The sequence below is a fragment of the Acetobacter sp. DmW_136 genome, assembly GCF_008690365.1.
GTDB lineage: Bacteria > Pseudomonadota > Alphaproteobacteria > Acetobacterales > Acetobacteraceae > Acetobacter > Acetobacter oryzifermentans.
On sequence record NZ_VHON01000011.1, the window covers coordinates 1 to 25,094 of the forward strand.

At 46.6% G+C, this 25,094-nt stretch carries 17 protein-coding genes and 1 pseudogene; all 18 read right to left on the reverse strand.

Annotated elements, in window-relative coordinates; genetic code table 11:
• Positions 1-179 precede the first annotated feature (179 nt).
• The 18 genes and pseudogenes from FKW31_RS04800 to FKW31_RS04885 all read right to left on the reverse strand — a co-directional run bounded on the left by FKW31_RS04800 (position 180) and on the right by FKW31_RS04885 (position 24,669).
• Positions 180-701, reverse strand: a complete 522-nt coding sequence (locus tag FKW31_RS04800; RefSeq protein WP_150177953.1) for a DUF4142 domain-containing protein — start codon at positions 699-701, stop codon at positions 180-182.
• 292 nt (positions 702-993) lie between these two features.
• A complete protein-coding gene (locus FKW31_RS04805) occupies positions 994-3,270 on the reverse strand; it encodes a TonB-dependent siderophore receptor (protein WP_150177954.1) in 2,277 nt (758 codons plus the stop codon).
• A gap of 199 nt (positions 3,271-3,469) precedes the next feature.
• Positions 3,470-4,288, reverse strand: coding sequence for a mechanosensitive ion channel family protein (locus FKW31_RS04810; RefSeq protein WP_081461466.1), 819 nt, complete (start codon positions 4,286-4,288; stop codon positions 3,470-3,472).
• A 325-nt stretch (positions 4,289-4,613) separates the two neighbouring features.
• The gene (locus FKW31_RS04815; protein ID WP_150177955.1) at positions 4,614-5,954 is read right to left on the reverse strand and encodes a sorbosone dehydrogenase family protein; all 1,341 of its coding nucleotides are present in this window, start codon (positions 5,952-5,954) and stop codon (positions 4,614-4,616) included.
• A gap of 343 nt (positions 5,955-6,297) precedes the next feature.
• Positions 6,298-6,492 carry a hypothetical protein gene (locus tag FKW31_RS04820; RefSeq protein WP_019087756.1) on the reverse strand — a complete coding sequence of 65 codons (195 nt, stop codon included), beginning with the start codon at positions 6,490-6,492 and terminating at the stop codon, positions 6,298-6,300.
• Between the two features lie 13 nt (positions 6,493-6,505).
• Complete coding sequence (cydB, locus tag FKW31_RS04825; protein ID WP_150177956.1) at positions 6,506-7,645, reverse strand: cytochrome d ubiquinol oxidase subunit II; 1,140 nt, start codon at positions 7,643-7,645, stop codon at positions 6,506-6,508.
• A gap of 14 nt (positions 7,646-7,659) precedes the next feature.
• The gene (locus FKW31_RS04830) at positions 7,660-9,273 is read right to left on the reverse strand and encodes a cytochrome ubiquinol oxidase subunit I (protein ID WP_150177957.1); all 1,614 of its coding nucleotides are present in this window, start codon (positions 9,271-9,273) and stop codon (positions 7,660-7,662) included.
• Positions 9,274-9,337: 64 nt separating this feature from the next.
• Positions 9,338-11,029, reverse strand: a complete 1,692-nt coding sequence (gene cydC, locus FKW31_RS04835) for a thiol reductant ABC exporter subunit CydC (RefSeq protein ID WP_150177958.1) — start codon at positions 11,027-11,029, stop codon at positions 9,338-9,340.
• Positions 11,026-12,714 (reverse strand): thiol reductant ABC exporter subunit CydD, encoded by a 1,689-nt coding sequence (cydD, locus tag FKW31_RS04840; RefSeq protein ID WP_193562045.1) that lies wholly within the window; start codon positions 12,712-12,714, stop codon positions 11,026-11,028. The genes cydC and cydD overlap by 4 nt, the downstream gene beginning before the upstream one ends.
• Positions 12,715-13,244: 530 nt before the next feature.
• Positions 13,245-13,934 (reverse strand): Fe2+-dependent dioxygenase, encoded by a 690-nt coding sequence (locus FKW31_RS04845; RefSeq protein ID WP_150177960.1) that lies wholly within the window; start codon positions 13,932-13,934, stop codon positions 13,245-13,247.
• Positions 13,935-14,037: 103 nt separating this feature from the next.
• Complete coding sequence (locus FKW31_RS04850; RefSeq protein WP_150177961.1) at positions 14,038-16,476, reverse strand: TonB-dependent siderophore receptor; 2,439 nt, start codon at positions 16,474-16,476, stop codon at positions 14,038-14,040.
• 149 nt (positions 16,477-16,625) lie between these two features.
• Entirely contained in the window at positions 16,626-17,378 is a 753-nt protein-coding gene (locus FKW31_RS04855) for a tetratricopeptide repeat protein (RefSeq protein ID WP_238332744.1), read from the reverse strand.
• Positions 17,379-17,651: 273 nt separating this feature from the next.
• Positions 17,652-18,641 (reverse strand): transporter, encoded by a 990-nt coding sequence (locus FKW31_RS04860; RefSeq protein WP_006117246.1) that lies wholly within the window; start codon positions 18,639-18,641, stop codon positions 17,652-17,654.
• A 31-nt stretch (positions 18,642-18,672) separates the two neighbouring features.
• The gene (locus FKW31_RS04865) at positions 18,673-19,773 is read right to left on the reverse strand and encodes an asparaginase (protein ID WP_150177962.1); all 1,101 of its coding nucleotides are present in this window, start codon (positions 19,771-19,773) and stop codon (positions 18,673-18,675) included.
• Positions 19,774-19,889: 116 nt separating this feature from the next.
• Positions 19,890-21,479 (reverse strand): bifunctional aspartate transaminase/aspartate 4-decarboxylase, encoded by a 1,590-nt coding sequence (locus FKW31_RS04870; protein WP_150177963.1) that lies wholly within the window; start codon positions 21,477-21,479, stop codon positions 19,890-19,892.
• A 25-nt stretch (positions 21,480-21,504) separates the two neighbouring features.
• Entirely contained in the window at positions 21,505-23,196 is a 1,692-nt protein-coding gene (aspT, locus tag FKW31_RS04875) for an aspartate-alanine antiporter (RefSeq protein WP_150177964.1), read from the reverse strand.
• Between the two features lie 863 nt (positions 23,197-24,059).
• A pseudogene (locus tag FKW31_RS16335) lies at positions 24,060-24,294 on the reverse strand (acyl-CoA dehydrogenase); the annotation flags it as partial.
• 96 nt (positions 24,295-24,390) lie between these two features.
• Positions 24,391-24,669, reverse strand: a complete 279-nt coding sequence (locus FKW31_RS04885; RefSeq protein WP_150177965.1) for a hypothetical protein — start codon at positions 24,667-24,669, stop codon at positions 24,391-24,393.
• Between the last annotated feature and the right edge of the window lie 425 nt (positions 24,670-25,094).

Sequence of the window (25,094 nt, forward strand, 5' to 3'; positions counted from 1 at the left end):
ATATGACCGGTGCGCTCATACCTTCATGTCTGCAATCCATATCGCAGCAAGCGTCATCTTCTATCTCAAAGAATGAGTCCTGAGCCTAGAAGAAAAAGACATACCAAGGTGCTTATCACGTCGGTATGAAATTTCCAGCCAGAACGCTGGCATTCTACAACTCACATAAAAATACAAATTTACTGAGGCAAGTTCTTTGCCAGTCTCAGATGCTCTTCAAGCGTTGGCACAGTGCTTGCGGCCCACTTTTTCAAGGCAGGATTATCCCCATTTTTTGCATAACGCTGGAAAAGTGAGAGAGCATTTTCATGCGCCGTTATCTGATCTTGCCTATACCGCCGCACAAAGCTTTCACCATGCAGGCCGTGGAGCGTATCAAGCTTTTTTTGGCTTGATACATCAACGTCAACCGGAATCATATTGTTTATGTTGTTATCACTTACAATCTGCTTCAGTTCTGCTGATGTCTTATGATGATCTTCTATCATTTTAGATGCAAAATCTTTAAGAGAAGGTTCTGAAAGTGCCTGTTGGCTGGATTGAATCTCGAAAAGATCGCTCCATACAGCCCCTTGAATAAAATCATCCGTTTTAGGGGCTATACCCATTGCAGAATTTATGCCGGTTCGTTCTGGTAAAGATTCTGCAAATGCTGGCGTCGCAACACACAAAGCCGCAACAAGAAAGTACGTCTTTTTCATGAGTATTGTCCTTTTGAAAGCGGTAATTTCTTGAAAAAAGATACATCCGCAAAGTACGCACTATGTTGAACGGCGCCCTTTACTAAAGGTTTCACGCAATCAAAGAACAATTCTGCTATTGAATAATTTTTATTTACAAAAAACTTTTAAAAATTCTAGAACTCCCTTTATTAGAAAAAATTCATGGTCCATACAGTAATAAATCGCATTTACCCATAAATAAAGCCGGATGCTGCACTGTCTATTGAGCAACATCCGGCAAAAAATGGTATTATTTTCTCATCTACCGTTATCAGAGATCAGCACTTACAGAAAACTTAAATGTTTGCGGATCCCCCATAACCAGATCGCTCTGATAAACAGAAGCCCAATACCGTTGGTTTCCAACGTTATCGACTTCAAACCGTGCCGTAAGGGGCTTGTTATGAACCAAAAAGGTATAACGTGCCCCCAGATCAAACCGAGACCATGCAGGCAGGTGGGCTGAATTGACGTTATTGAACTGCTGCTTGCCAGTACTAACAACACGGCCAACAAGCGTTAGCCCTTTTACGAAGGGCACATCATATTCCAGATTTCCGTTAATTGTATAGTTTGGAACACCAATAACGGTCTTGCCATTATATTCACCTCCGGCTGTATGCACCTGTTTGGCATCAATCAGCGTAAGGCCTCCGTTAAACCGCAACCCGCGCAGGATTTCTCCATTAAATGTCAGTTCCATACCCCGGTTTCTCTGCTTGCCGCTTTGGGTATAGATAGATTCACCTGTATCTCCGTAAGGTTCTGTCATACCATACGGCATGGATGTCTGGAAAAATGCGACACCGGCAGAAAAACGCCCCACGTCGTACTTGGCACCAACCTCGTACTGCGTGCTCTGATACGGCGCAAAGGTTTGCCCTGCATTTACATAGGTAGAACCAACAGTGGTGCCAGCAGAAAGCCCCTGAATACGGTTGAAATACAACGCAACATTCTTAACCGGATGCACTACAAGGCCGATAACAGGCGAAAAAGCTGAAGCATTATAATGCGAAAGCAGACTTCCGCTCCCGTAATTATAGGAATCTGATAGGATATCCTGATACCGGAAGCCACCTGTCAACGCGATACGGTCATGCCAGAATGTCATCGTATCAGACAAAAACAAGCTATAGAGTTTGTTCCATGAAACGCGCCCGGGGTTGCGCAAATTGCCTCCGGCAAACGTCTCATTGGGCGTAAACTGAGTTGGGTGATAAATATTCCCGGACTCCCCTACCAGACTCATAGCATAAGCTGCGTCTGATTCTTCCCAGATTGCAGAACCACCCGCATTGATTTCATGCTTGATAAAGCCTGTATTTACATGAGCACGCACCCCAGCCTGCGTTGCCTCGTTCATAACATTATAAGCATCCGCCATAGCCCCCACAGAGCCATCCCCTGTACGAGAATTGCTTAGTGTGGTTGTGGCGTAATTACCCATTTCGTTTCCACTTTGGGCACCAAACTTTGCGTAGGTGGTAATGTGCTCGCCAAAGTCATGTTCAATATTCAGCGTGCCAAACAGATAGGAGAGATCTGTGTAAGCCCAGCGCTGCCCCCAGTTTTTGGAGGAAGATGTGGCCTTTGGTGTAGGCATATCTGTTGCAAGGCTGGAAACAATAATGGCGCTACGCCCACCAAAAACCTGCTGTTTCTGGTAGTTCATATTCATATTGATGCGCGTATCATCATTATGCCAATCAAAGGAACCGCCAAGGGCAATGTCATCATGCCGTTCTCCTTTGATAGGTGTTTCACCATCCATGCCAGCAGCATTGAAGCGGAAACCATAGGCGCGATCTTTACCAAACCGACGGCTTAAATCAAAAGCGCCACCGCCCTGCCCGCTACTTGTATAATCACCTGTAACGCGGGTGATATCGGTAGATGCCGCACGTTTGGGAATAAGATTTACATTCCCGCCAATGGCAGAACCGCCCGGCGCCGCACCATTCAAAAACGCACTGGCGCCATTAAGAACCTGCACTGAATCATAGAGCTGAGGAGAAACAAGTTGGCGCGGTGTAACGCCATACAAGCCATCAATCGCAATATCATCGCCATACAGGGTAAAACCACGTATCTGGAAAAGCTGGGCGTAATTACCATACCCCATAGTTGTGCGAACGGTTGGATCATTCAGCAAAACATCACCAAGCGTTTGAGACTGCTGGTTCAAGATAAGGCTGGAATTATAGCTTCGTATATTAAACGGAACATCTAAGCCCTTTTTATGCCCTAAAACCCCCAGATCTCCTCCATTCGTCACATACATACGGTTACTGCGCGATGCTTTAACAACCAGATCTTCTTGCTTGGCTGCAACTGTATCTGTTGTTTGCTTGTTTTGCCCCTGTATCGTTTTTTTTGTCTGGCCTGCACTTGGCTGTTTTGTATCCGAAAGAGGTGCATGAACTGGCTTATGTGACGGCTTGATATCTTCTGCCTGCACATAACCAGGAAAAAAAACGCCTTCTGCAATGCCTGCAAGCAAGCTGGAAACACAAAGCGTATTCAAACAAAACACACGAAAACTCATGGCAAGGCTCACTGCATGGGAATAGCCTGCGCCTTATCTAGCAACTAAGAATAAATTGCAAGTACGTAATCCCATGAGTTTCCGCTGGATCCTCCGCAAGACACGCAACACCCCATAGAATCAGAAAGGGGTAGGACAATGCCTACCCCTTCGCCTAAGCAGATGGCTCTTATTAAGTTCCTAACAAGAATACCCTGAATTACGCGGCAGCTCGTGCAGTTACCCCCAAGCGGTAACCTTCCCGCTGAAGCACCTTGATTGAATCCTCGGAATATTTTGCCACGAGAGAGGAAACATCACCAGGAGCACACCAGAACCCCAGAGTAACCTGAATATTTGCAGGCTTGGGCAAAAAGGAAACCGAAGCTGCCGGGTCTTTCAGAACCTGCGGATCTTGCTCTGTCAGCCCCAGCAATAGTGTTCGCGCTTTATCGAGATCATCATTGTAATCAATCAGCAAACTGACCGAGCCCAGAAGCCGATCTGATTCCGAGCTGTTAATAACAATGTTGTTTGAGAGGGTTCCATTAGGAACGTAAATAATCTCGTGGTTTGCATCCAGCAGCACAGTGCGGAACATTTCGATTGATGTTACTGTGCCCGAGCTACCACCCGCAGTAATGGAATCCCCTACCTTGAAAGGACGGAAAAGCAGAATCAAAACACCGCCGGCAAAGTTTGCAAGACTGCCTTGCAATGCCATACCAACAGCCAAGCCCGCCGCACCCAACACCGCAACAAACGACGTTGTAGCAATGCCAACCATAGAAGCTACGCTGATAAGCAAAAGAGCTTTTAGGAATAGGCCAACAACACTTAGCAAAAAACCACGCAGTGTTGGTTCTATATGGCTGGCCGTCATCATCCGGCCCATTGCCCGCGTTACAGCGTTAACAACTTTCCAGCCTACAAAAAGAACGATCAATGCCAGAACAAACTGGCTTGCATACCCTAACAATACAGGCAACAGCCCGCTTAATTGCGACCAAATTGAATGAACCTGATTTTCCATAATCATCCCTAAATCATATTTCGCGTGCGCCACACGACAGCATGCAACGCCCGTACCTTCCTGACATGGTAAGATATCCCACTGCTATCCGTCATCATTATGGCCTGACTAAAATTTACACACATTGTTGTAAATTCATTAACTATACATCGCCACCATATTAGGAAGGCCGGGCCAAGCCATACAGACTTCTTGGCAAACAAATAGATAGCCGGCGCGTACGCTTCCATCACGTTGAAAACATACGCATCTGTTAAGCACCAAAATCACATAACTGTGATATTTATTTTATCATCATGAATAACAGGAAAGGTATTCAAAACAATTATCATTACGGGTTCTGGCCTATGACACGCCACACAACATTGCCAACATCATCAGCCACCAGCAACGCGCCTGCACGATCAAACGCAAGACCAACTGGTCGGCCATGCACATGTGATTCATCTGGTGTCAAAAAGCCCGTAAGCACATCAATAGGCATTCCTGCTGGCCGCCCATCGGCAAACGGCACATAGATTACCTTATAGCCACTTTTAGGCCTACGGTTCCAAGATCCATGTTGCGCCACAAACAATCCATGCCGCCATACGTCAGGGAGTTGCATGGCATCATGAGAAAACGCAATACCAATAGAAGCTGTATGCGCACCAACAGCATAATCAGGCACAACCGCTTGCGCTACAAGATCCGGACGTTGAGGTGAAACACGGCTATCAACATGCTGGCCGTAATAACTGTAAGGCCAGCCATAAAATGCGCCTTCCTTCACGGCGGTAATGTAATCGGGCACAAGATCACTCCCTATTTCATCCCGCTCATTCACCGCCACCCATAGGGCTCCGCTGTCTGGCTCAAAGGCCAAGCCATTTGGGTTACGCAATCCGGTTGCATATGGAGTGAGCTTTCCTGTGGACAGGTCAAGTTTGTCTATCCGTGCCCGGCCCTCTTCAACCTCCATTCCATTATCAGCAACATTGCTGTTAGATCCGATAGTTACATACAAAAAGCTGCCATCTGGGCTTGCAAGCAAGTTTTTGGTCCAATGATGGTTATATCCAGCAGGTAGATCCACCACTTTGGTGCCGGGTGTATTAATCTGCGTATCACCATCGTGATAAGGAAAGCGCAAAATCTCATTGGCATTAGCGACATACAGATTATTCCCTATAAGCGCCATTCCAAAGGGAGAATAAAGATGATCCAGAAAAACCGTGCGCGTATCTGCGGCTCCGCTCCCTGATGTATCACGCAGCAGAATAATCCGGTTCGGGCTGCTATCGCCCGCACCGGCCTTGCCCATTACAAGCCCGGCAATACGATTTTTAACGCTTTTAACGTCCGTTTTGGGAGAGTTGCTCTCGGCCACCAGAATGTCACCATTGGGTAACTTATAGAGCCATCGGGGGTGGTTCAGGTTTTTTGCATAAGCTGTAACAGCCAACCCCTGCGCGGGCGATGGTGTTTGTGTGCCCGACCACCCCATAGGCGTTGCAATATTAACTGTTGGGAACAAGGTATGGTTGGGTTTGGGAAGATCAGGACTAGGGCCCAACCCGGCTGCAATGGGCAACTCTGCTGCTTCTGGATGCAGCAAAAGTTTCCACCCAGCGGCACTCATAACCGCAAGGCTCAGCACTCCGACACCGCCCCAGCACACCCATGTTTTCATAACATTCTCTCGGTTCTATGTTACGACCAAGATCATGCACCCAACAAAAAAACCTTTGCCCTATTTTTTGGAAGACAAACCAAGAATAAAGCAAGCGTAAGCACAACAGCATGATCGTCTGGTCAATGCGTAGTGCGTGTGTAACATCCGAACATCTCAGGGAGTTCCACACCCTGCCAGCTATATTATCTGCTTAACCTCATAATCGCGCCACCCGCATCTGCTGGGTGGCGCATTTTTACTTATGGAAACCAACGCCGTCCGCACCGGTAAGCAATCAGGTAAAGGCCCATATATACAACGGGAATAAAGAAAATAATCCGCTCAAGATCACCCATCATGGTTAGATTTCCTCATCGGATGAAAGGTTGGATTGGGCATCCAGCATAATTGCCCCGGCCCCGGAAATCAGGATGATCATGACCGTACCAATCACCCACGCAAAATACCATGGCCCCTGATCCCCCACAAACACGGCAAACAGCAGAGAAACAACAAGAACAACAGCCAGACCGGCCAGACGCAAAAGCTTTGTCATCACGACCTCACAATCAGTAGCTATGGGTATCATTAACGACATCAGCGGTATGAACCTTCCCGCGCATGACGTAATAACACCACGAAGTATAAGATAGGATAATCGGCACAAAAATGGCAGCAACGGCCAGCATGCAGCCTAAGCCGTATTCACTTGCCGTGCTGTTCCATACCGTCAAACTTTGGTTTGGCACGGTGGAAGACGGCATAAGAAATGGAAACATAGCACAGCCGACTGTCATGATAGTACCGGCCCATGCGCCCAAACCTAACCACCACGCAACCACAGTACGCCCAGCCGTCAGCATTGCAGAACCTGCCAGCATGCAGCTTACCCCCATAAGTGGTAACAGCCATAAGGCAGGATGATGACGGAAATTATGCATCCACCCCCCAGCAACAATTGCCACAGATTGACCATGTAGAGGATTTGCTGGCATGGCCGGATTAACCGGACCTGTCATAACAAATCCGGGCAGAAACTGCATCCATATGCCACCAGCCACAAACAGGATGGCCGCAAATATACCTCCGGCAATGGCATAATGCCGTGCACGTGCCCAAATGGGATTATCAGCCCGCAACATCAGCATGGCGCCGCCTTGATAAATACTTAAGCTGACAGACATAAAACCACATAAAACGGCAAAGGGATTAAGCAGATAAGACAGGAAGGATTCATCCTGATAATACTGCCCCGTCCAGCCAAAATGGTATCCTACTCCTTCCAGAATATTCCCAAACGCTGCGCCATAGATAAACATTGGCACAAAGCCCGAAACAAGAAATACCCAGTCCCAGCTTGCGCGCCACAACTTGCTATCTGCCTTGGAACGATATTCAAACGCTACAGGCCGCAAAATCATGCTGAACAGCAGGGTAATCATAACCACATAAAAAACCGAAAATGATGTGCCGTAGAGTGTAGGAAAAGCGGCAAAAATTGCCCCTCCCCCTAAAATAAACCAGACTTGGTTACCATCCCAATGCGGGCCAATAATGTTGAGTGCTGTACGGCGTTCGGCATCATTGCGCCCTATAAAGCGCAGCAATGTGCCTACCCCCATATCCATACCAACCATGGTGCCAAGGCCAATAAACAACACACCCAACATAACGGCCCAAACTATCTTCAGTATCGCGTAAAGTTCCATATCACCGTTTCCTGTCAGGAGGCCGTAGGGTGCATGTCAAAGGCTGACGGTTTGGGAGCATGCAGTTGAGCATGTGGTTCCATGCTGTCGTGTTCTGGCCCCAGACGCGCGAACTTGAACATGAGGTAAAGTTCTGCAGCAATAAACACGCTATAAAGCAGCACAAAACCAATGAGCGAAAACACCATGTAAGACACACCATGGCTTGAGGCGGAAAGGAAGGTGGGCAACCATCCGAACACTGTCCACGGCTGACGGCCTGCTTCAGCAGTAATCCATCCAAATTCTGTTGCCAAAATTGGCAAAGGAATTGACCACATGCAAAGTTTTAGAAGCAGCTTGTTATGCTCTAGCCGACGTTTCAGACTGACATAGGCTGAGATGGCAAACAGCGCGAAAAACCATAGAGACAGAAATACCATAAACCGAAAAGACCAGAACGTAACAAATACGTTGGGGAGAATATCGGGCTGAGTTGCTTTCACCACAGCGTCAATCTGATCTTCGGGAATGTTCGTAACATCCTGATTGGGGGCGTGGCGTGCGGCCAACAGGCCGTATCCCATATCCTGCTCATGCTGTGTAAACAGAGTGAGATCTGCATCGCTATGCGTAACACCATAGCGGCGCAAAGCGCTCACAGCCTCGATACCCGCACGAATACGCGGTCCGGCTGCATCTTCCAGCTCATGCATACCGGTAATGGGTTGGTCAAACGTATGGGTAATCAGTGGAGTGAGCACAAGCGGCACACCAACTTCAAAATGGTTTTCCTGCTTGGCATCATCTGGCAAAGCCGCCAAAATCCACGGTTCAAACGGCGGTTTACTGGTGTGCCAAAGGCCTTCGATTGCCGCAATTTTGGTGGGCTGTTTTTCATAATCCAACCGGCCCAATACATCTCCCAACGTAATAACAGCCACAGTGGAGATAATGCCAAATAGCGCTGCCATACGGAACGAACGTGCCGCAAACTGCCGATGCTGACCGCGTAGTAGGTAAAAAGCACTAATACCCATAACAAACATTGCTGCCGAGACGTAACCAGCAACAGATGTATGAACAAACTTGGCTTGTGCATCTGGATTGAAAACCAGATTTACAAAACTTTCAAACTGCATCCGCATTGTTTCAGGATCAAAATGTGCACCTTCGGGCATATTCATCCCGGCGTTGGCAATTAAAATCCATAAGGCTGATAAATTAGAGCCCAACGCCACCAAATAAGTGATAGCCAGATGCGCCTGCTTGCTCAGCCTATCCCAACCAAAAAACATGAGACCTACAAATGTAGATTCCATAAAAAAGGCCATAAGGCCTTCAATCGCTAAGGGTGTACCGAACATATCCCCGAAAAAATGAGAATACATGGACCAATTGGTGCCAAACTCAAATTCCATTGTGATGCCAGTTGCAACACCAATGGCAAAGTTTATTCCAAACAGTTTACCCCAAAACTGCGCCATATCTTTATAAATCTGCCGGCCAGTAACAACGTAAACTGTCTCCATAGCTGCCAGCATAAATGTAAGGCCGAGGGTAAGCGGCACAAACATAAAATGGTACAATGCCGTCAGCGCAAATTGAAAGCGCGACAGATCAACGACATTGGGATCAATAAATTCCACCGTCAGATCTCCTGATTACGGTAAAAGCAAATAAAGGTTTGGGGAGGATCAGGTCATCGTCGGATCATGGCGCTCTCCCGACCTCATAAAACCGGCCTTCTGCAACGCGCACGATACGGTCCATCAATCCCGCCACTTTGCGGTTGTGGGTAATGCACATGATGGTTGCCTGCGGCGGTAGTGCAGCAAGTAAGGCAGCCATAAGATCCTGCTCCGTCTGTGCATCCAGCCCCTCCGTTGGCTCATCTAAAATGATCCATGCAGGCGCACGCAGCACAACCTGCGCTATGGCCAACCGCCGCGCCTGGCCGCCAGAAAGGCAAATACCTTCTTCACCAACCAAGGTATCAAGCCCTGCTGGCTCAGCCCGCACAAACTCGGCTAGCTGCGCAATTTTTAACGCCCGCCACATTTCATCTTCTGTGGCATTGGAGCGGGCGATCATCAGGTTACGCCGAATACTGCCCAGAAATAGGTGAAAGTCCTGCGCAACAATGCCAACATGTTGCGACATGGTATCTGCATCTACGTTTTTCAGATCAACGTTGCCAAAACTGGCTGTTCCTTCCTGATAATCATAAAAACGGAACAGCAGATTTATCAGCGTGCTTTTACCTGCCCCTGATGAACCAACCAGAGCGACATGTTCCCCTTGCCGGATCAACAGATTTGCATGCCGAAGCGCCCAGTACTTTGCTTCTGGGTAACGCATTCCCAAATTACAAAAGCACAGATCCAATGGTTGAACTGGAGAGGCTGTTACAGCAGGCAGAGGCACACATGGGGGCTGATCACATACAGCAAATACGCGCTGCGCTGCCACACGCACATGCCCCAGTAACTGCCATGCTGCTGGCAAAGGCCCCACAACATCAAACGCAGCAAGCCCACCTAACGCCAGCATAGGCAAACATGCCGCAGAAAGAGTGCCTGCATGATAAGCATGCATAGCAAGAGCCAGCATTGCTACTGCACTTAATGTGCCGATAAGAGTAATTAGGAAGCGAGCACCTCCTTCCAGCAGCAACACTTTTTGGCGGCATACGCGAATATTGGTTTGTTGGCGTGCAATATGCTCCTGCACGCTGCCTGCAGCGCCAAGAAACATAAATTCACCCATGCCCTGTAATATCTCTGTCAGATCCGCATGCATAATGTCTTGCTGAAGGCTGATCTGTGCGGTTGCACATGCTGAAAATTTGGCCGCTATCAACGGGATGATGGTTCCGCACAACAAAAGACTTGTCGCCAGCACCAAGGCGGCTGAAACAGAAAAAAGGCCTGTTATCACCACATATGCAGTGCAACAAATGGCCGCCACAGCAAAAGGCAAGATGACTTCCAGATAAAACTGCCCCATCCGGTCTGTGTCAGACACAAAGCGGAACAGCATATCCCCACTACGTTGCCGAGCCAGAACAGCTGGAGCCTGAGGTATAAGGCTCTCAAAACTCCATGCCCGCACACGCCCAATAAACCGCAGCGTGGCATCATGCGTCACCACACGCTCTAGGTACCGAGAAAGAATACGCACAGTGGCAAAAAACCTGACGCCTACCGCGGGCAGAAAAATATTGAAGGCATTTTGCGCAACAATCCCTCCAAGTCCGGCTACAGCCGCAGCCGCCAAAAGCCATCCAGACAGAAACAACAGCCCAAAATTAGCCAGAGATGCCAACACTGCCAGAGCAAGCCCCATCAGCATTTCACGCCGGATAGGTCTCATAAGCACTGCAAGGCGTGAAAACTGCGTCATGCTGCGTGCTCCAACAGATGTGGACCACTAAAAACCTGCCCCTTATGCACCCTCAATACTTGCTGTGCGTGAGTGATGATTGCCCCACGATGAGCGATCACGATGACAATACAATGGGTTGCAACATGCGCGATGGCAGTCGCCACACGTCGCTCACTTTCGAGATCAAGGTGGGCAGTAGGTTCATCCAGAATGAGAATTTGCGGCTTCCGCAACAACACACGCGCCAATGCCAGCCGCTGTACCTGCCCACCAGAAAGACATGTCCCACGCTCACCTATCAAAGTATCAAAACCTTGAGGTAAAGCTTCGATAAATGAGAGCGCATCGGCTTGTCGAGCTACATTGCGAAGGCTTGCAATATCTGCTTGTGGGTTTGCCATGCGTAAATTTTCCGCCACTGTGCCATGTACGAGACAAGGCCGTTGTGGCACCCAGCCAATATTAGATTGCCAATTCTTATGTGCTATGCCGCAAGCATCTTCCGCAACAATGCGCCCTGTAACGGGTGACAATAGGCCAAGCAGCAGGCGCACTAACGTTGTTTTACCTGCGCCACTTTCGCCGGTTATCAGGCTGAGTGTGCCACGTGCAAATGTGCAGTTTATGTTGGATAAAACTGGTCTGTTTGCTTCATATTCTGCTGACATATTCTCGCACTTTACAGATACCAAAGTCTCTGTAAGGAGCTGATTTTCATGACGTGCCGCCATCGCTGGGAGCGCAAACAGTTTGCTAATACCTGCCATAGCTGCAGTTGCATTTTGCCGTGCATGATAACTGACAGAAAAAGCCCGCAGAGGCATAAAATATTCTGGTGCGAGAAGCAGCACCAGAAAAGCAGACTGAAAATCTGCTTTTCCTTCTAGCAAACGGGCACCAAACACAACAGCCACAAGAGCAATGGACAGGCTGGCAAAAAACTCCAATACCGCAGAGGTAAGAAATGCCACTTTCATGACAGACATAGTTGTGCAGCGATATTCATCTGCCATGTCAGTCACCGCAGCAACAGCATCCCGCGCACGGCCAAATAACCGTAAGCTTGTCATTCCTTGCAATGCATCCAGAAAGGATGAACCCAGCAGAAGCAGTTGGGTCCATTGTCGATCCATAATCGCCTGTGCCCGATACCCAACCAGCGCCATAAAAACGGGAATAAGCGGCCCAGTGCAGGCAAGAATTAGGAAGCTCCAGCCATCTAGATGCAAAACGGTTGCCAATATCATAAATGGCAAGACAACCATCATGGCAGCACGTGGCATATACTGGGTAAAATAAGGTTCCAGCCCGTCTAGCCCAGCATCCAGCGCCGTAACTGTCGCCCCTGTTGCGTGGCCGGCCATACCCACTGGGCCAACATTAAACAAATGTTGTAACAGCTCACTCCGCAAATTAGAGATCAAGCGCAGGCTACCTTGTGCGGCAACCATATCGGCAGCCCATTGCAACAGCGCACGAGCAACCAGAAAAAACACCAACCACTTTAAGGCTGGAATCTCATCTGCCAAAGAGTGATGCTGAAAAGCAAGACCAGCAACAATTTGCGCGAAAACAGTAAGTTGTAGCACCAATAATACGGCAGCAACGCCACCAAGCAGCACAGATGCACCAAGCCAAAAGTTTATGCGCCGCGTAAAGCCCGCAAGAGTTTTGTTGCCCGAAGATTGCATCATCACTTTCACACTCATTGACCCATACCCCCACCATCACAAAAAACCGGATGAGGATTTGGAATGCGCCACACCTCAATTCATAATTAATGTAATTATGTATTTATTTATGTCAAGATATCTTGGGAAGGGATATTTTCGAAAATATGATTTATAAAAATATAGAATATCTAAAATTTTTGGGATTATGCGCCCTTTAACTTACATATTTTTATTAACTATCTTCACGCTAAATAGGCATGAAGAAAGATTTCTGGTTATGCAGGGTTATGAATAGATAAGGCATATGATCGAGGCACAGCCTACAGAACACATGATGCTAAAGAAGAACGCTTTTAAGGAACAACACGGCACACTCCTCCGCGTGTTCGTCATGACCCAATGCGTAATAGCGCACATGAGAATACCCATGTACGCTTTAAACTGGCCAACACGCTGATAATAATTAAATTAAAAAATAATACAGAAGAGTTATATACTAAAATACTATAAATAATTATGATGATAAATATACGTTTATTATGGTAATTATAAATTATTTATTACAGAATACACCACTGGCGCATCAAATTATGATAAGTATTTGTAAGTGCTAAAACAGTATGATCCGTATCCCCTAACCTTTCGCGCAGAGATATAATCTGTGTATCCAGATCAAACATAATTTGCCGACGGCTTTCTTCCGCTATCATTGATTGTGACCAAAAAAATGCAGCCAGCCTTACACCCCGCGTAACTGGTGCGACACTATGCAATACCGTGGTAGGATATATAACCATATCACCAGCAGACAACTTGACCGATTGCTCCGTGCCATTGGCATACATAATCAGTTCTCCACCATCATATTCTTCTGGTTCAGAAAAAAATAATGTTGAGGAAACATCTGTACGAATGCGCGTATGAATGCCGCCAGCAAAAACACCCCGGATAGCATTATCAACATGAGCACCAAAATTCATACCTCCTTCATATTTGTTAAATAAAGGAGGCGTTACTTTGTAAGGTAAAACCGCACTATTAAACGTGGCATTTCGCCCTAAAGCGCGCAAAACCACTTCACCCAACTCCAAACAGATTTCTGAATGACGCGGCAACTGCAGATTGTTCTTGCTTTTTGCAGATTGCGCTCCGGCTGTTTCCCGCCCATCCGTCCATTCCGCTGCCTCCAACTTCATCCGACAATAGGCAAGCTCATCAGCCGTCAGAACAGAAGGAATGCGCAGGAACATAGTCAAAAACTTTTCTAATAATTGATGAATGTTCTATTTTTATATTAGAAACGGAAGGAGCACTTTTTATACGCTCCCTCCGTTATTTCTGGCCGCAAGCCTATCAATAATCCGCTGCCAAATTGAACAAAAATGCCCGCCCAATAGATGGTGTAACACGGTTACTGAACAGATTTCCGTAATTCAGACGATTAGCAAGATTGTAACCATTCATCGTAACTTTCCAATGTTGATCGAAACGATGGGAAACAACTGCATCAAACTCTAGGTTTGCTGGAACACGCGCTGTATTGGCGTTATCAAGAAACACACCTTCCCGCCATGTCATCCCTCCGCCTACAAGAAAATTGTAGGGCTTAGAAGGCGCAATCTCATATGTTGTCCAAACTGTTGCCTGGTTTCTGGGAACATACTGCACCTGCTTACCAACATCTGTGGCTGTGCCAGAAAGCGTTTTGCTATCATACCGTGCATAAGTGGCAATCACGTTCCAGTTTTTCATGATCATGCCAGAAACACTCAGCTCCACACCTTGGTTGCGCTGCGTATCGCTGGTTGGCGTAACAGTACCAGAGCTTGGGTCTGTTTGAATGGAATTACCCTTTTCCAAACGAAAAACAGAGGCGGCAAAACCAATGCGATCATGAAAAGCTGAATATTTAGCTCCTAGTTCATAAAGCCGGCTACGTTCTGGTTTGGAGCCTTGATCCTTCAAGTTCAATGGTTCAGAACTGTTTGTAACATACAAGCCCAATGGCGTTGTTGATTCCGACCAGTTAAAGTAGATCATGCCGTGATCATTAGGCGTGTACATTAAGCTCACGTTAGGGTTAAATGTATCCTGCGTTTGCCCCATATGCACATCCGGTTTGGCGTAGCTTCCGCCAGTCATGCTGTAATGCGTATCCCAGTGATCCCACCGAAAACCTGCCCTAACAGAAAACCACGGGGCAAGCTGGGCCTGTTCTGAAAAAAAAGCCCCTACATCTGTTGCATCGCCTGTTTTCCATTTTTTCTGCCCGGCTGTAGCTGTGTTGACCAACCCTCCGGGCATAGAGGACCCATTTACAACATTCAGCCCCGGCACGATTGGAGATGGATCCAGAAGATTTACGTATTGACGCGCAACTGCATTATTATAGGCAAAATTTTCGCGGCGATCATACACATGCATGATATCTACGCCGCCAATCATTTCGTGCTTCACGCTACCTGTATCAAACTTGGCAACTGCAGAAAGCACATTTTGCACAGACCAATCATTTTGCTGATACGGATTTGGCCCAAACACGCCACCAGTTCTGGAAAGCTTGGCCGCTGCCGCATTCCCACCAAAGAAATCGGTATTACAATTATAGGCAGCCCCATTCTTGAGCCCACCGCTGGCATTATAAGAGAGCTGACTGCTTGTGCAGCCTTCCTGTGAAGCAGAAAAATACCGGCTATAAAGCCCACCGCGTGTATCATTATACACAGTAACGTAGGGAGAAGCCTCCCACTTCAAACGCCCTGTTAGCATATCCACACTGGAGTTATCCTGATCAAACGTGGTGCCATACCAATTGGTGCGTTTGACACCATATTCTGTGGCTGGTTTGCCATAAGCCGCTCCCGGTTTTTTCAGCACAGGCACACCGTAATCTGGAACACGATTATCTGTTTGGTGAAAGTATTCTAGGGTATAAGAAAGCTTTTTTCCCATACCGAATGTAATAGACGGTGAAATACCCCATCTGTGAGAATAAACATAATCTCGCCCGACAGTATTGTTTTCATTCCCCATGCCTGTAATACGGATACCAATACTATCCGTAAGCATGCGGTTAAAATCCAATGTGCCACGATAATATTGTCCGCTTCCGCCAGAAAACGAAGCACGAATATGATTTTTTAATGTGGGTGTTTTGGTTGTAATATTAATAGCGCCGCCTGTGGTGCCATTACCAAATACCTGTGATGATGGACCTTTAATAACGGCCACATTTTCGTAATCAAAGCTATCACGCGTATAAACACCAAAATCGCGTAAGCCATTTTCATAAATATCATTCTGAGCGGCAAAGCCTCGGATCAGAAACTGATCTCCTGCCATTCCGCCTTCACCTTCCCCAACGGAAGCCGTAATACCCGGAACGTTTTTAAGAGCCTCATCCAGAGATTTCACATTCTGCTGCTGCATGAGAATTTGCGGCACCACGTTAATAGTTTGCGGGGTATGCAAAGCATCATGCGGCATTCGGCTAATACCCATGGGTGTCCGAAGCGTGTTCATGGGGGATGCAGTAACCACCCATTCCTCTGCCTCTGAGCCATCTTTCTGCTTGGCAGAATGCGGCCCTTTCTTACCGGATGTGGCAAGAGTTGCTTTGGATGAAGCATCTATGGCTTCCGGGGCCTTCTGATTTTTAAGAGACTGCCCTTCTGCTGCGGCAGACGCTGCGTATGCATCCCCTGTTAGCAATGAAAGTGTACCCCACCCCATAGCCAAGCCAAACATAAAAGAAGATGTAGGTATCTGCCGAGATGAAGATAAATCTGTCATGAGACTTTACAAAAATATTAATGCGAATGAGTTGCATATAGAGTTTTCCGCGAATGATTCGCAACTTAAAGATTATTAAAATAATTTTATGATATCTATATTCCTATAAATATATTAATATTCGCACTCAATTGGAAAAATATATTTTATTAATTATTATTTTTATTTGAACGTATTCTTTTTTCTATCATATTTTTCAAATTATAAATTGAACTGTGTTGCAAATGTTGCGTAATATCTTGTATTGCAAGCAAAACATCTAATGTGGCTTGCGGTACAGCTTGCTGCCACCATAACATTGCTTCTTCAATATGCCCTTGCTCTGCCAGCCATACCGCGTAATTGTGCTGGCCTCGGTAATCACCTTTTTGTGCCGATTGCTTATACAGCGTGATCGCTTTTTTCTTATCTCGAGAAATAACCCACCCCTCTTCGTAAAATCTTGCTAAAATATTCATGGACTTTGCGTGCCCAGCTTGGGCTCCTTCTTGAAAAAGCGCAAATGCAGACGGAAGATCCTGCGGCATGCCAATACCCCGCATTGTCATGATCGCCAGGTTATAGCGCCCCCAATTATCATGTAATTTTGCCGCTAAAGTGTAATGGGTAATGGCTTTCTGATGGCTTTGGGTACATCCCCAGCCAAAATAATAACAACGCCCCAGCATGTTATGTGCTGGCCCATACCCTGCCTGAGCAGCCATGCGAAACCATATAACCGCCATTTCGGGATCTGAAGGTAAATATACACTGTCTAAAAGGATTTTACCCCATAATACCTGTTCCAAATGGTACCCACGCAACGCTTTCTGGCGAATAGCTTCTATCTCAGAGGGTAATTCCACAGGTTTAGAAACGTCTTTCTTCCTTTTTCCATATCTCCAGAATTTTCTAAAATACATTACCGTAAACCCTCCCTGATAAGGGGATGCAACATAAGGATAATGCAAATTATTCTCAATAATACATATACTGAGATTTTTTAATTCTCACGTTGAAATGAGCATCCAGCAACAAAATATCATTGAATTGTTATGACAGGTATCTGGTTAAAATCACCAAAGCAGGTCGCAGACAAGAACACGGCATCCACCATTGTTCTTGTCATTACAAGTGTTACCTATAAAAATTCTGCTCGCGTTAAAGCAATACTCAAAAATCTTACAAAGCTAACCTCAGAACATGGCATTGACTGCAAACTGTGGAGAAACCTGAATACTCTTATTGTGTCCTGCAAAATAAAATGCCGAGCCCACAATAACCCCCCAACGTGCATTCCAGTTATATTCAAACGCAGGAGCAATTTGCCAATCCGTTCCGGATGTTCCTGTTTTATGGATGTAATTGCCATTACCATCATGCCCACGAAGCGTAGACCCATTAGACCAGTCTCGTGCAAGATCCATGGCCAGAACCCATTTCTGGCTTAAACCATATTCTAATGAAAAACCCGTCTGGCCGCTCATTCCCGGTTGACCACGACCACGGAACCCGTGAGCTGTGCCATAACTGGTCACATCCGTAAGTTTAGCTGATGTTACAGCACGCCGGAACCAGTTCCATACACGCAGGCGCAGTTCATGGTTGCCCGGTAATGTGTAAGTAGATTGCTCAGTCAAGGCAAAGCGGAAAACGTATGCACCACTCCCTACTCCGTCCTGTGCATCACCAAGTTTTTTGTAATCCCCTGTAGGAAAAATCATGCCTGCAAACAGGTTAAACGCCGGAATGTAACGTTTAGGATTAGGCCGCACCAAACGATAGATAAGATCAACAGGCACATCACCTGTTTTGGGGCCATGAGAATGGCCATCTGCATGTTTCCATCCATAATCTACAATGGTATGGACTTGAATGCTGAAATCCTGAGAAATCCCGTATTTCCAAAGAGTTGAATTGGAAAACATGCGTTGCATAGGGTGAGATGCAGGCTCTGCCCGCCCATGCGCATCAAAAGACCCTAAGGGCTGGCTATAGGAATAATAAGGTTCAACATTCAGCACCCCTTCCCGCGTTGTGCCGGAAGGGGAAACGAGCGAGCCTGTATACCACTGATCTGCATGGGCGGATGCAAAGCTCCCACCAGATGCAAGAAAGCAGACAAACGCTTTTCTTACGGAAACCTTGCCACCTGCATATGCCCATTGCTTAAGGCGTACTCTCATTCACTTACTCATCCTGCTGAGTTCTTTCTGCTCAAAAGCCTGCGCTGAAAGCTTTTTGAATATCTGCTGCTGAGGTTTTTCCATTAGCCAGCAAAAGCTGCAAAAGTATCCGTGCCTTTTGTGGGTTCAAATCCATAGAGGCCACAAGCCCGTAGTGATCATCATCCACTTCCACATCGCGGTTTACAAAACCGTTGCCTACGCGGGTAGAACGCACAACAATCACACCAGACTTTGTGGCGCGTTCTATGCCTGCCAAGGCATCTGTTGAGACATTTCCATCCCCCATACCTGCAATGACAATACCCCGAGCCCCATTTTTTACGGCATCATCAATTTGCTGGGCATCCATATCTGCGTGGGCATATACAATTTGCACCCGTGGCAATGTATGATCTGCCGGTAAATCGAGATGCTGCTGAGGTTTGGCTGGAGCAACAAAACGCACGCTTGCTGGATCAACATAACCCACTGGGCCCAGATTAGGTGAGTGGAATGTTTGTAGCGCAGTTGTATGCATTTTGCTCACGCCACGTGCAGATTGCACTTCATCATTCAGCACAACCAGAACGCCTCTTCCGCGGGCCTGCGGGTCTGCCGCTACCTTTACGGCTTCATACATATTAGCGGGGCCATCTGCACTAATGGCCGTGCTCGGCCGCATTGCTCCAGTTAAAATAACCGGGCGTGCATCCCCAATCACATTATCCAGGAAGAAGGCCGTTTCTTCCATCGTATCAGTTCCGTGAGTGATCACAACGGCATCAACTTCGTTATTGGCAAACGCTTGCCGAATACGTTCAGCCAACTTAAACCAGACCTGACTGTTCATGTTCTGAGAAGCGATGTTGGAGATCTGCTCCACCTGCAATTGGGCCAGTTTTTCAACTCCTGGCACACCTGCAATCAACTGCTCACCAGCTACGGCACCAGCATCATAGCCAATAGCAGAACGGGTATCGGCCTTACCGGATATTGTGCCTCCTGTAGCCAGCACAAGCACACGTGGCAAGGAAACCTGCTTATGCGCAACAGGAGGTGCACTGGCCCCTTCTGCGTGGGAAAAAACAGGCATAACAGAAGCTACTCCCAAAATTGCAGCAAGAATAGGCAGGCCGCGCACAGAAACCATAAAAGAACACTCTTTCCGACACAGAGAGATAAGGGAATGCCCTTACCTCTCTTTCTCATCGTTAAAAAACCAAACCTACCGAAAGAAGAACCTTATCCTTCCAGACACAACGTTCATTACGCCTGAGTCTTCACAAACTCAGCATGATATTCCTCAACCATCTTGCGCAATGAACGACCAATTGCGGCATACTGGAATTCATTCAGATTGGCGAGAGATGCACGGGCTGATGGGCGTGTGGTTCCAAACCCTGCGCCGGGAAGCAGCACAATACCAGTTTCATCTGCAATCCGGAACAGAATTTCACCTGTGCTGGCGCGCTTGAGCATCCACTGAGCAAAGTCTTCGCCATACAGAGCACGGCAGGTGTCTTCCAGATCAATCAGCGTGTAGTAATCTACCGCGTTTGCATCTTCTGATGGCGCCACACCTAGTTCATGGTAGAGCGCAGCTTCTCGACGGCGGATAACACTCTTGAGTGTAGCTTTATAACGGCCTTCGTGATCCATGAGTGCAAACAAAGAGAAAAGCACCATCTGAACCTGCTGTGGCGTAGAAAGGCCCGCCGTGTGGTTAAGTGCTACAGCACGGCTATCCGCCACCAATCGGTCAATAAACTTCAGATCAGCAGAATCTGTGGTCAGGCTGGAATAACGCTTTGCCAGTGCTGCTTTTGCATCTGCCGGAAGCTGCGCCAAACGTGCATCAATCGCGTTATCCTTGTGCATGCCGATAACGCCGAGACGCCACCCCGTTGCCCCAAAATATTTAGAGAAGGAGTAAACAAGGATCGTATTGCGCGGGCAGATTGCATACAGCGAGCGGAAACCATCAGCAAACGTGCCATAGACATCATCTGTCAGGATCATCAGATCTGGACGATCTTTAACAATGGATGCAATTTTCTCCAGCGATGCATCATTCATTTTGACTGATGGCGGGTTGCTGGGGTTCACACAGAAGAACATTTTAACTGCTGGATCACGCAGCTTTTCCAACTCGCTTTCCGGATACTGCCAATCCAGAGAAGGGTCTGCCTGTACAGGCACAACTTCAAGGCCATATTCTTCAAGCTGTGGAATTTCGATATAGGGAGAGAAGATTGGCATACCGATAGCCACTTTATCTCCCTTTTTGATCAGATCATTCTGCTTGAGCGAATTAAACACATAGGCCATAGCCGCCGTGCCGCCCTCTGTTGCGAAAAAATCTGTGGAATCCAGAGATATCCGGCCCCCCACCATTTCACGCAGCACATACTGGCCAACAATTTTCTCGCTCAGTGTCAGCATACGTGGGGGAGTTGGATAGTAACAGCCCAGAATACCTTCCACCATTTCAACAAGAAATGTATCGGCAGGCAGCCCCATCTGATCACGCACATAACTTAGGGCATGCCCCAAAAGTGCAGCTTCTTCTTTCTCTTCATTGCTTTCAATAAAGCGATCAAAGCGTGCTTCAATACCTTCAATCCGTACCGTGCCCCCAAGCCCTGGTGACAGATAGGAAAGAGACAGGCGCGCTTCTGCCAAAGCATATTGTCCAAGCAGGAAAAAAGCAGCACGTGGAAGTGTTGCCAAAAAGTTGGGGTTCCCCCGGCCTGCATTTAGCATAACGCGATCAGCCTTTGATGAAGCAAGACTGATAAGCGTATCTTTGAGTTCAAATGGGCTGAGATCACGAAACTTCGAATAGTCGAGTGTCATTATTACGTTTCCTTTTTTTCAGTATTCAGGAAAATGCGACCACAAGTGGTCCAAGTAGCGTAAGCAGTACGTTTGCAACCGCGTAAGTAATGGCAAAGGGTGTGGTGGGAACAGCATTACCCGCCTTGTTCAGCACTTCACCAAAAGCAGGGTTGGCACTGCGAGAGCCAGCCAGAGCACCTGCAAAAATGGCCGTATTATTATAGCGCAACACATAGCGCCCAAAGAACATGGTAAGAATAAGTGGCACCAGTGTAACAACCACGCCCAAGAGAAAGAGCGTTATGCCATGCTGCATGATGGTGGCAATGGCTTGCTGGCCCGTTTGCAAACCAGTTACAGCCACAAAGCCAGCCAACCCGAAATCTACCAGAAAAGTTGCGGCCCCTTGCGGCATATTCCCCATAACGGGATGTCGGCTTTGATACCAACCAAACAGCAGCCCGGACAGCAAAGCTCCGCCACCACTGCCAAGTGTAAGCGGAACAGACCCCATATGCACCACCCCCAAACCAATCAACAAACCAAGGGCTACACCCAGAGAATGGAAAACAAGATCGGTTTTGATACTGGGAAGAAGGATTGTGCCAATTTGGGCTGCTGCCCTCTGCACATCTGCTGATGTGCCAAGCAACGTCACAATATCTCCGTCTTTCACCTGCATGGAGCCCGTAATAGGCACGGCCTTACCAGCGCGGGAGAGCGCAACAAGGTAAACACCATGGCGCACAGCAGCAGAAAGAGACTGCACGCATTGATCAACAGTTTTTCCTACAAAATCCTTACGAGACAAGACAACATCCCGGCGAATGAGGGAAAGATCCAGCCCCGGAACTTCACCAATTTCCTGCCCGATGCTCTGCCCAGCGGCCAGAACATCTGGACGCTGCCCAACAAGCAAAATCTGATCACCCGGCAATAGCGGCGTGTCAGCCCCTACTCCGGCTGGTTTACCATTACGCAGCACCTGCTCTACCGTAACGCCAGCGGCCATGCTTTCCACGCTTGCAACAGTCAGATCAGACTGTGTTAAACGGTACGCACGCCCAACAAGATTAGGGAAAGCAGAAACCTCACCCTCGCCCATAACATGCACACCGCCTGCCTGTTCGGCTTCAGCACGGATGGCATCTTCACGGATACCACGCTTCATGAACCATGGCAGAACATTAACGCATAGAAGAATAGGCCCGATGGAACCAAAGATATACGTTACGGCATATCCAACAGCAACATTGCCTTGAAGCTGCTGCACCTGCGCAAGCGGCAGGCCAATTTTTTCCAATGATGATCCTGCCGTGCCAATAATGGCCGACTGGGTAAGCCCACCTGCAGCAAGCCCCGCAGCAAGCCCTTTATCAAGATGGAATATACGCGCAACAGCTACAACGGTAATTAACCCCGTAATAGCCAGCACAACAGCCATCAGAATTTCCTTAAGAGACTGCCGCCCCAAGGAACGGAAAAACTGCGGGCCACTTTGATAGCCTACAGCATAGATAAAAAGAGCAAACAGAACGCTCTTGATGCCAGAATCAATATGAACGCCCACTTGGCTAATAAGCACGGCCGCCAGAAGCGAGCCTGCCACACCACCAAGCTGGAACGAACCGAAACGAAAGCGTCCAATCCAGCACCCTATAACCAGCGCAAGAAACAGAGCCATTTCCGGACACGCACCAAACAGGCCGGATAAAAGAGCAGTGAATGCGTGCAAAATGAAGTTCCTTAGAATTTATTCTATCCGAACTGCGCAACATATATATGAACTCACGCACTTGTAATTGATTCGAGTCAATTAATTTAATTTTATTTTTGTTATTACATTTCATTTAAGTAACAATACTTAAAATATTCTAATTTTATACTTATAATAAATATTCCATTTTTATTTATTTTAGTTTTTACCATTGTTAATATACTGATCTTAAAGTTATTATTTTTATTTTATTAAAATATAAATAAATAATACATTATTGTTTTCATGAAATAACGTATAAACATAAATTATTTAACTATATATAAAAAATGCAGATTCATAATTGTCAAATTAAAATAGACAAAAATGTCAAGTTTTCCTTATATACCTGCCACGCAAACCATGAGTAAATAATGTAATTATACATATATCCACTTAACTTTTACGATAAAACTCATCCTTAGATTCTTTCATCAATCAGCAAAATATTCAGAAAACCAAGATGTATCCGTATGCTAAATTCTCATAATCAATTAATTTCCTGCTTTACAATGAAAAATAAAGTAGAACATGATGACCAAGAGACTGTAAATTCTCACAATACTTTAAAATATTATGTGTCCATCGCTATCAGAGCCATGAAATATTAAATTGAACTTTTATGCCTCTGATATGTTTAAAAAAATCACCTTAATCTTCTTTGACAAGGCGTATCATTATGTCTTCAGAAGATCCTGATAATCCGGCTTTATGTATTCTCTATATTGTCTACCGACAAAACCTATTTTGGAAAAACAGAGAATTATCGCGCAAGATAAATATATTGATGATGCTTTTGAGGTGATATCCAGACAATTATTTCGCATTGGCGTTCATGCGGATTGCCGTAAATAGTCTCCGGCTGAGGCAAGAATACAATCTGGAGAAATAACAACATCTGTAAAATCGTAGGCACCTGTACCGCTTGCTTGATCATAACAAGGGGGCGCCATCCGTAACCCAAATGCCTGCTAATATTCCGCTTCGGAGGCGCTAAGCAAATTCATGGCGTTGCTCTGATTTACCATAAAGCTCCATCAATCGGACAACATTGACATGTCCTTCTAAACATCGCCCAAATGGAAACACTATTCTTTCTTCTACCTGTATCCAAACATGCCGTGCCTAGAGGCACCAGCAATCTTGCTGATGCCTCCAGTATTTAGCACGAAGTCAGGTGTTTTTATGACTCTGCTGGCCAGCTTTAACATGTTGCTCATGTGTGCCGCCCCGTGTGCCAGAACTATGTTTGCCCGTGTTCCTCTCATCGTGCGATGTGCTTGTATTTTTGTAGCTCTGCTCACCAGCTTTTACATGCTGTTCATGCGTGCCGCCCCGCGTGCCAGAGCTATGTTCACCCGCATTCTTTTCAGTATGCGAGCTACCGGTGTTTTTATGGCTTTGCTCACCAGCTTTTACGTGCTGTTCATGGCTGCCGCCTTGATTGACCATTGCGCTCTTCCTTTTTTTGAGATGAGACGGTCTTTTAATCTAGCCGCCAGACACAAAACCTCTCGGTCTGTGTAAAGTTTCAAAAACGGGAAATGATTACAAATATTTTATAAGAAAACCGATACGATACTAAAATAAATAAGATATTTTCTTTATGTTTTGATGCATTTACTACAATGAATATCCATAATATTTTGAAAAATATGTGAAAAGATTAACTCATTCTCTTACGCGGCTCATGCAGCCAACAGATTTTTATTCACATGGACCGAAAAAACTTACTCTTCCAATCTTCTACCTATTTAGCAACTCATCTACTCTTATTGCGCTACAGGGCAGCACAATCGCCCGCACTTCTTACAGAAACCATGGTAAGCTCATGGTTGGAAATCTGTAAAAGAAGATACGGGCCGAACTAGGTCGGA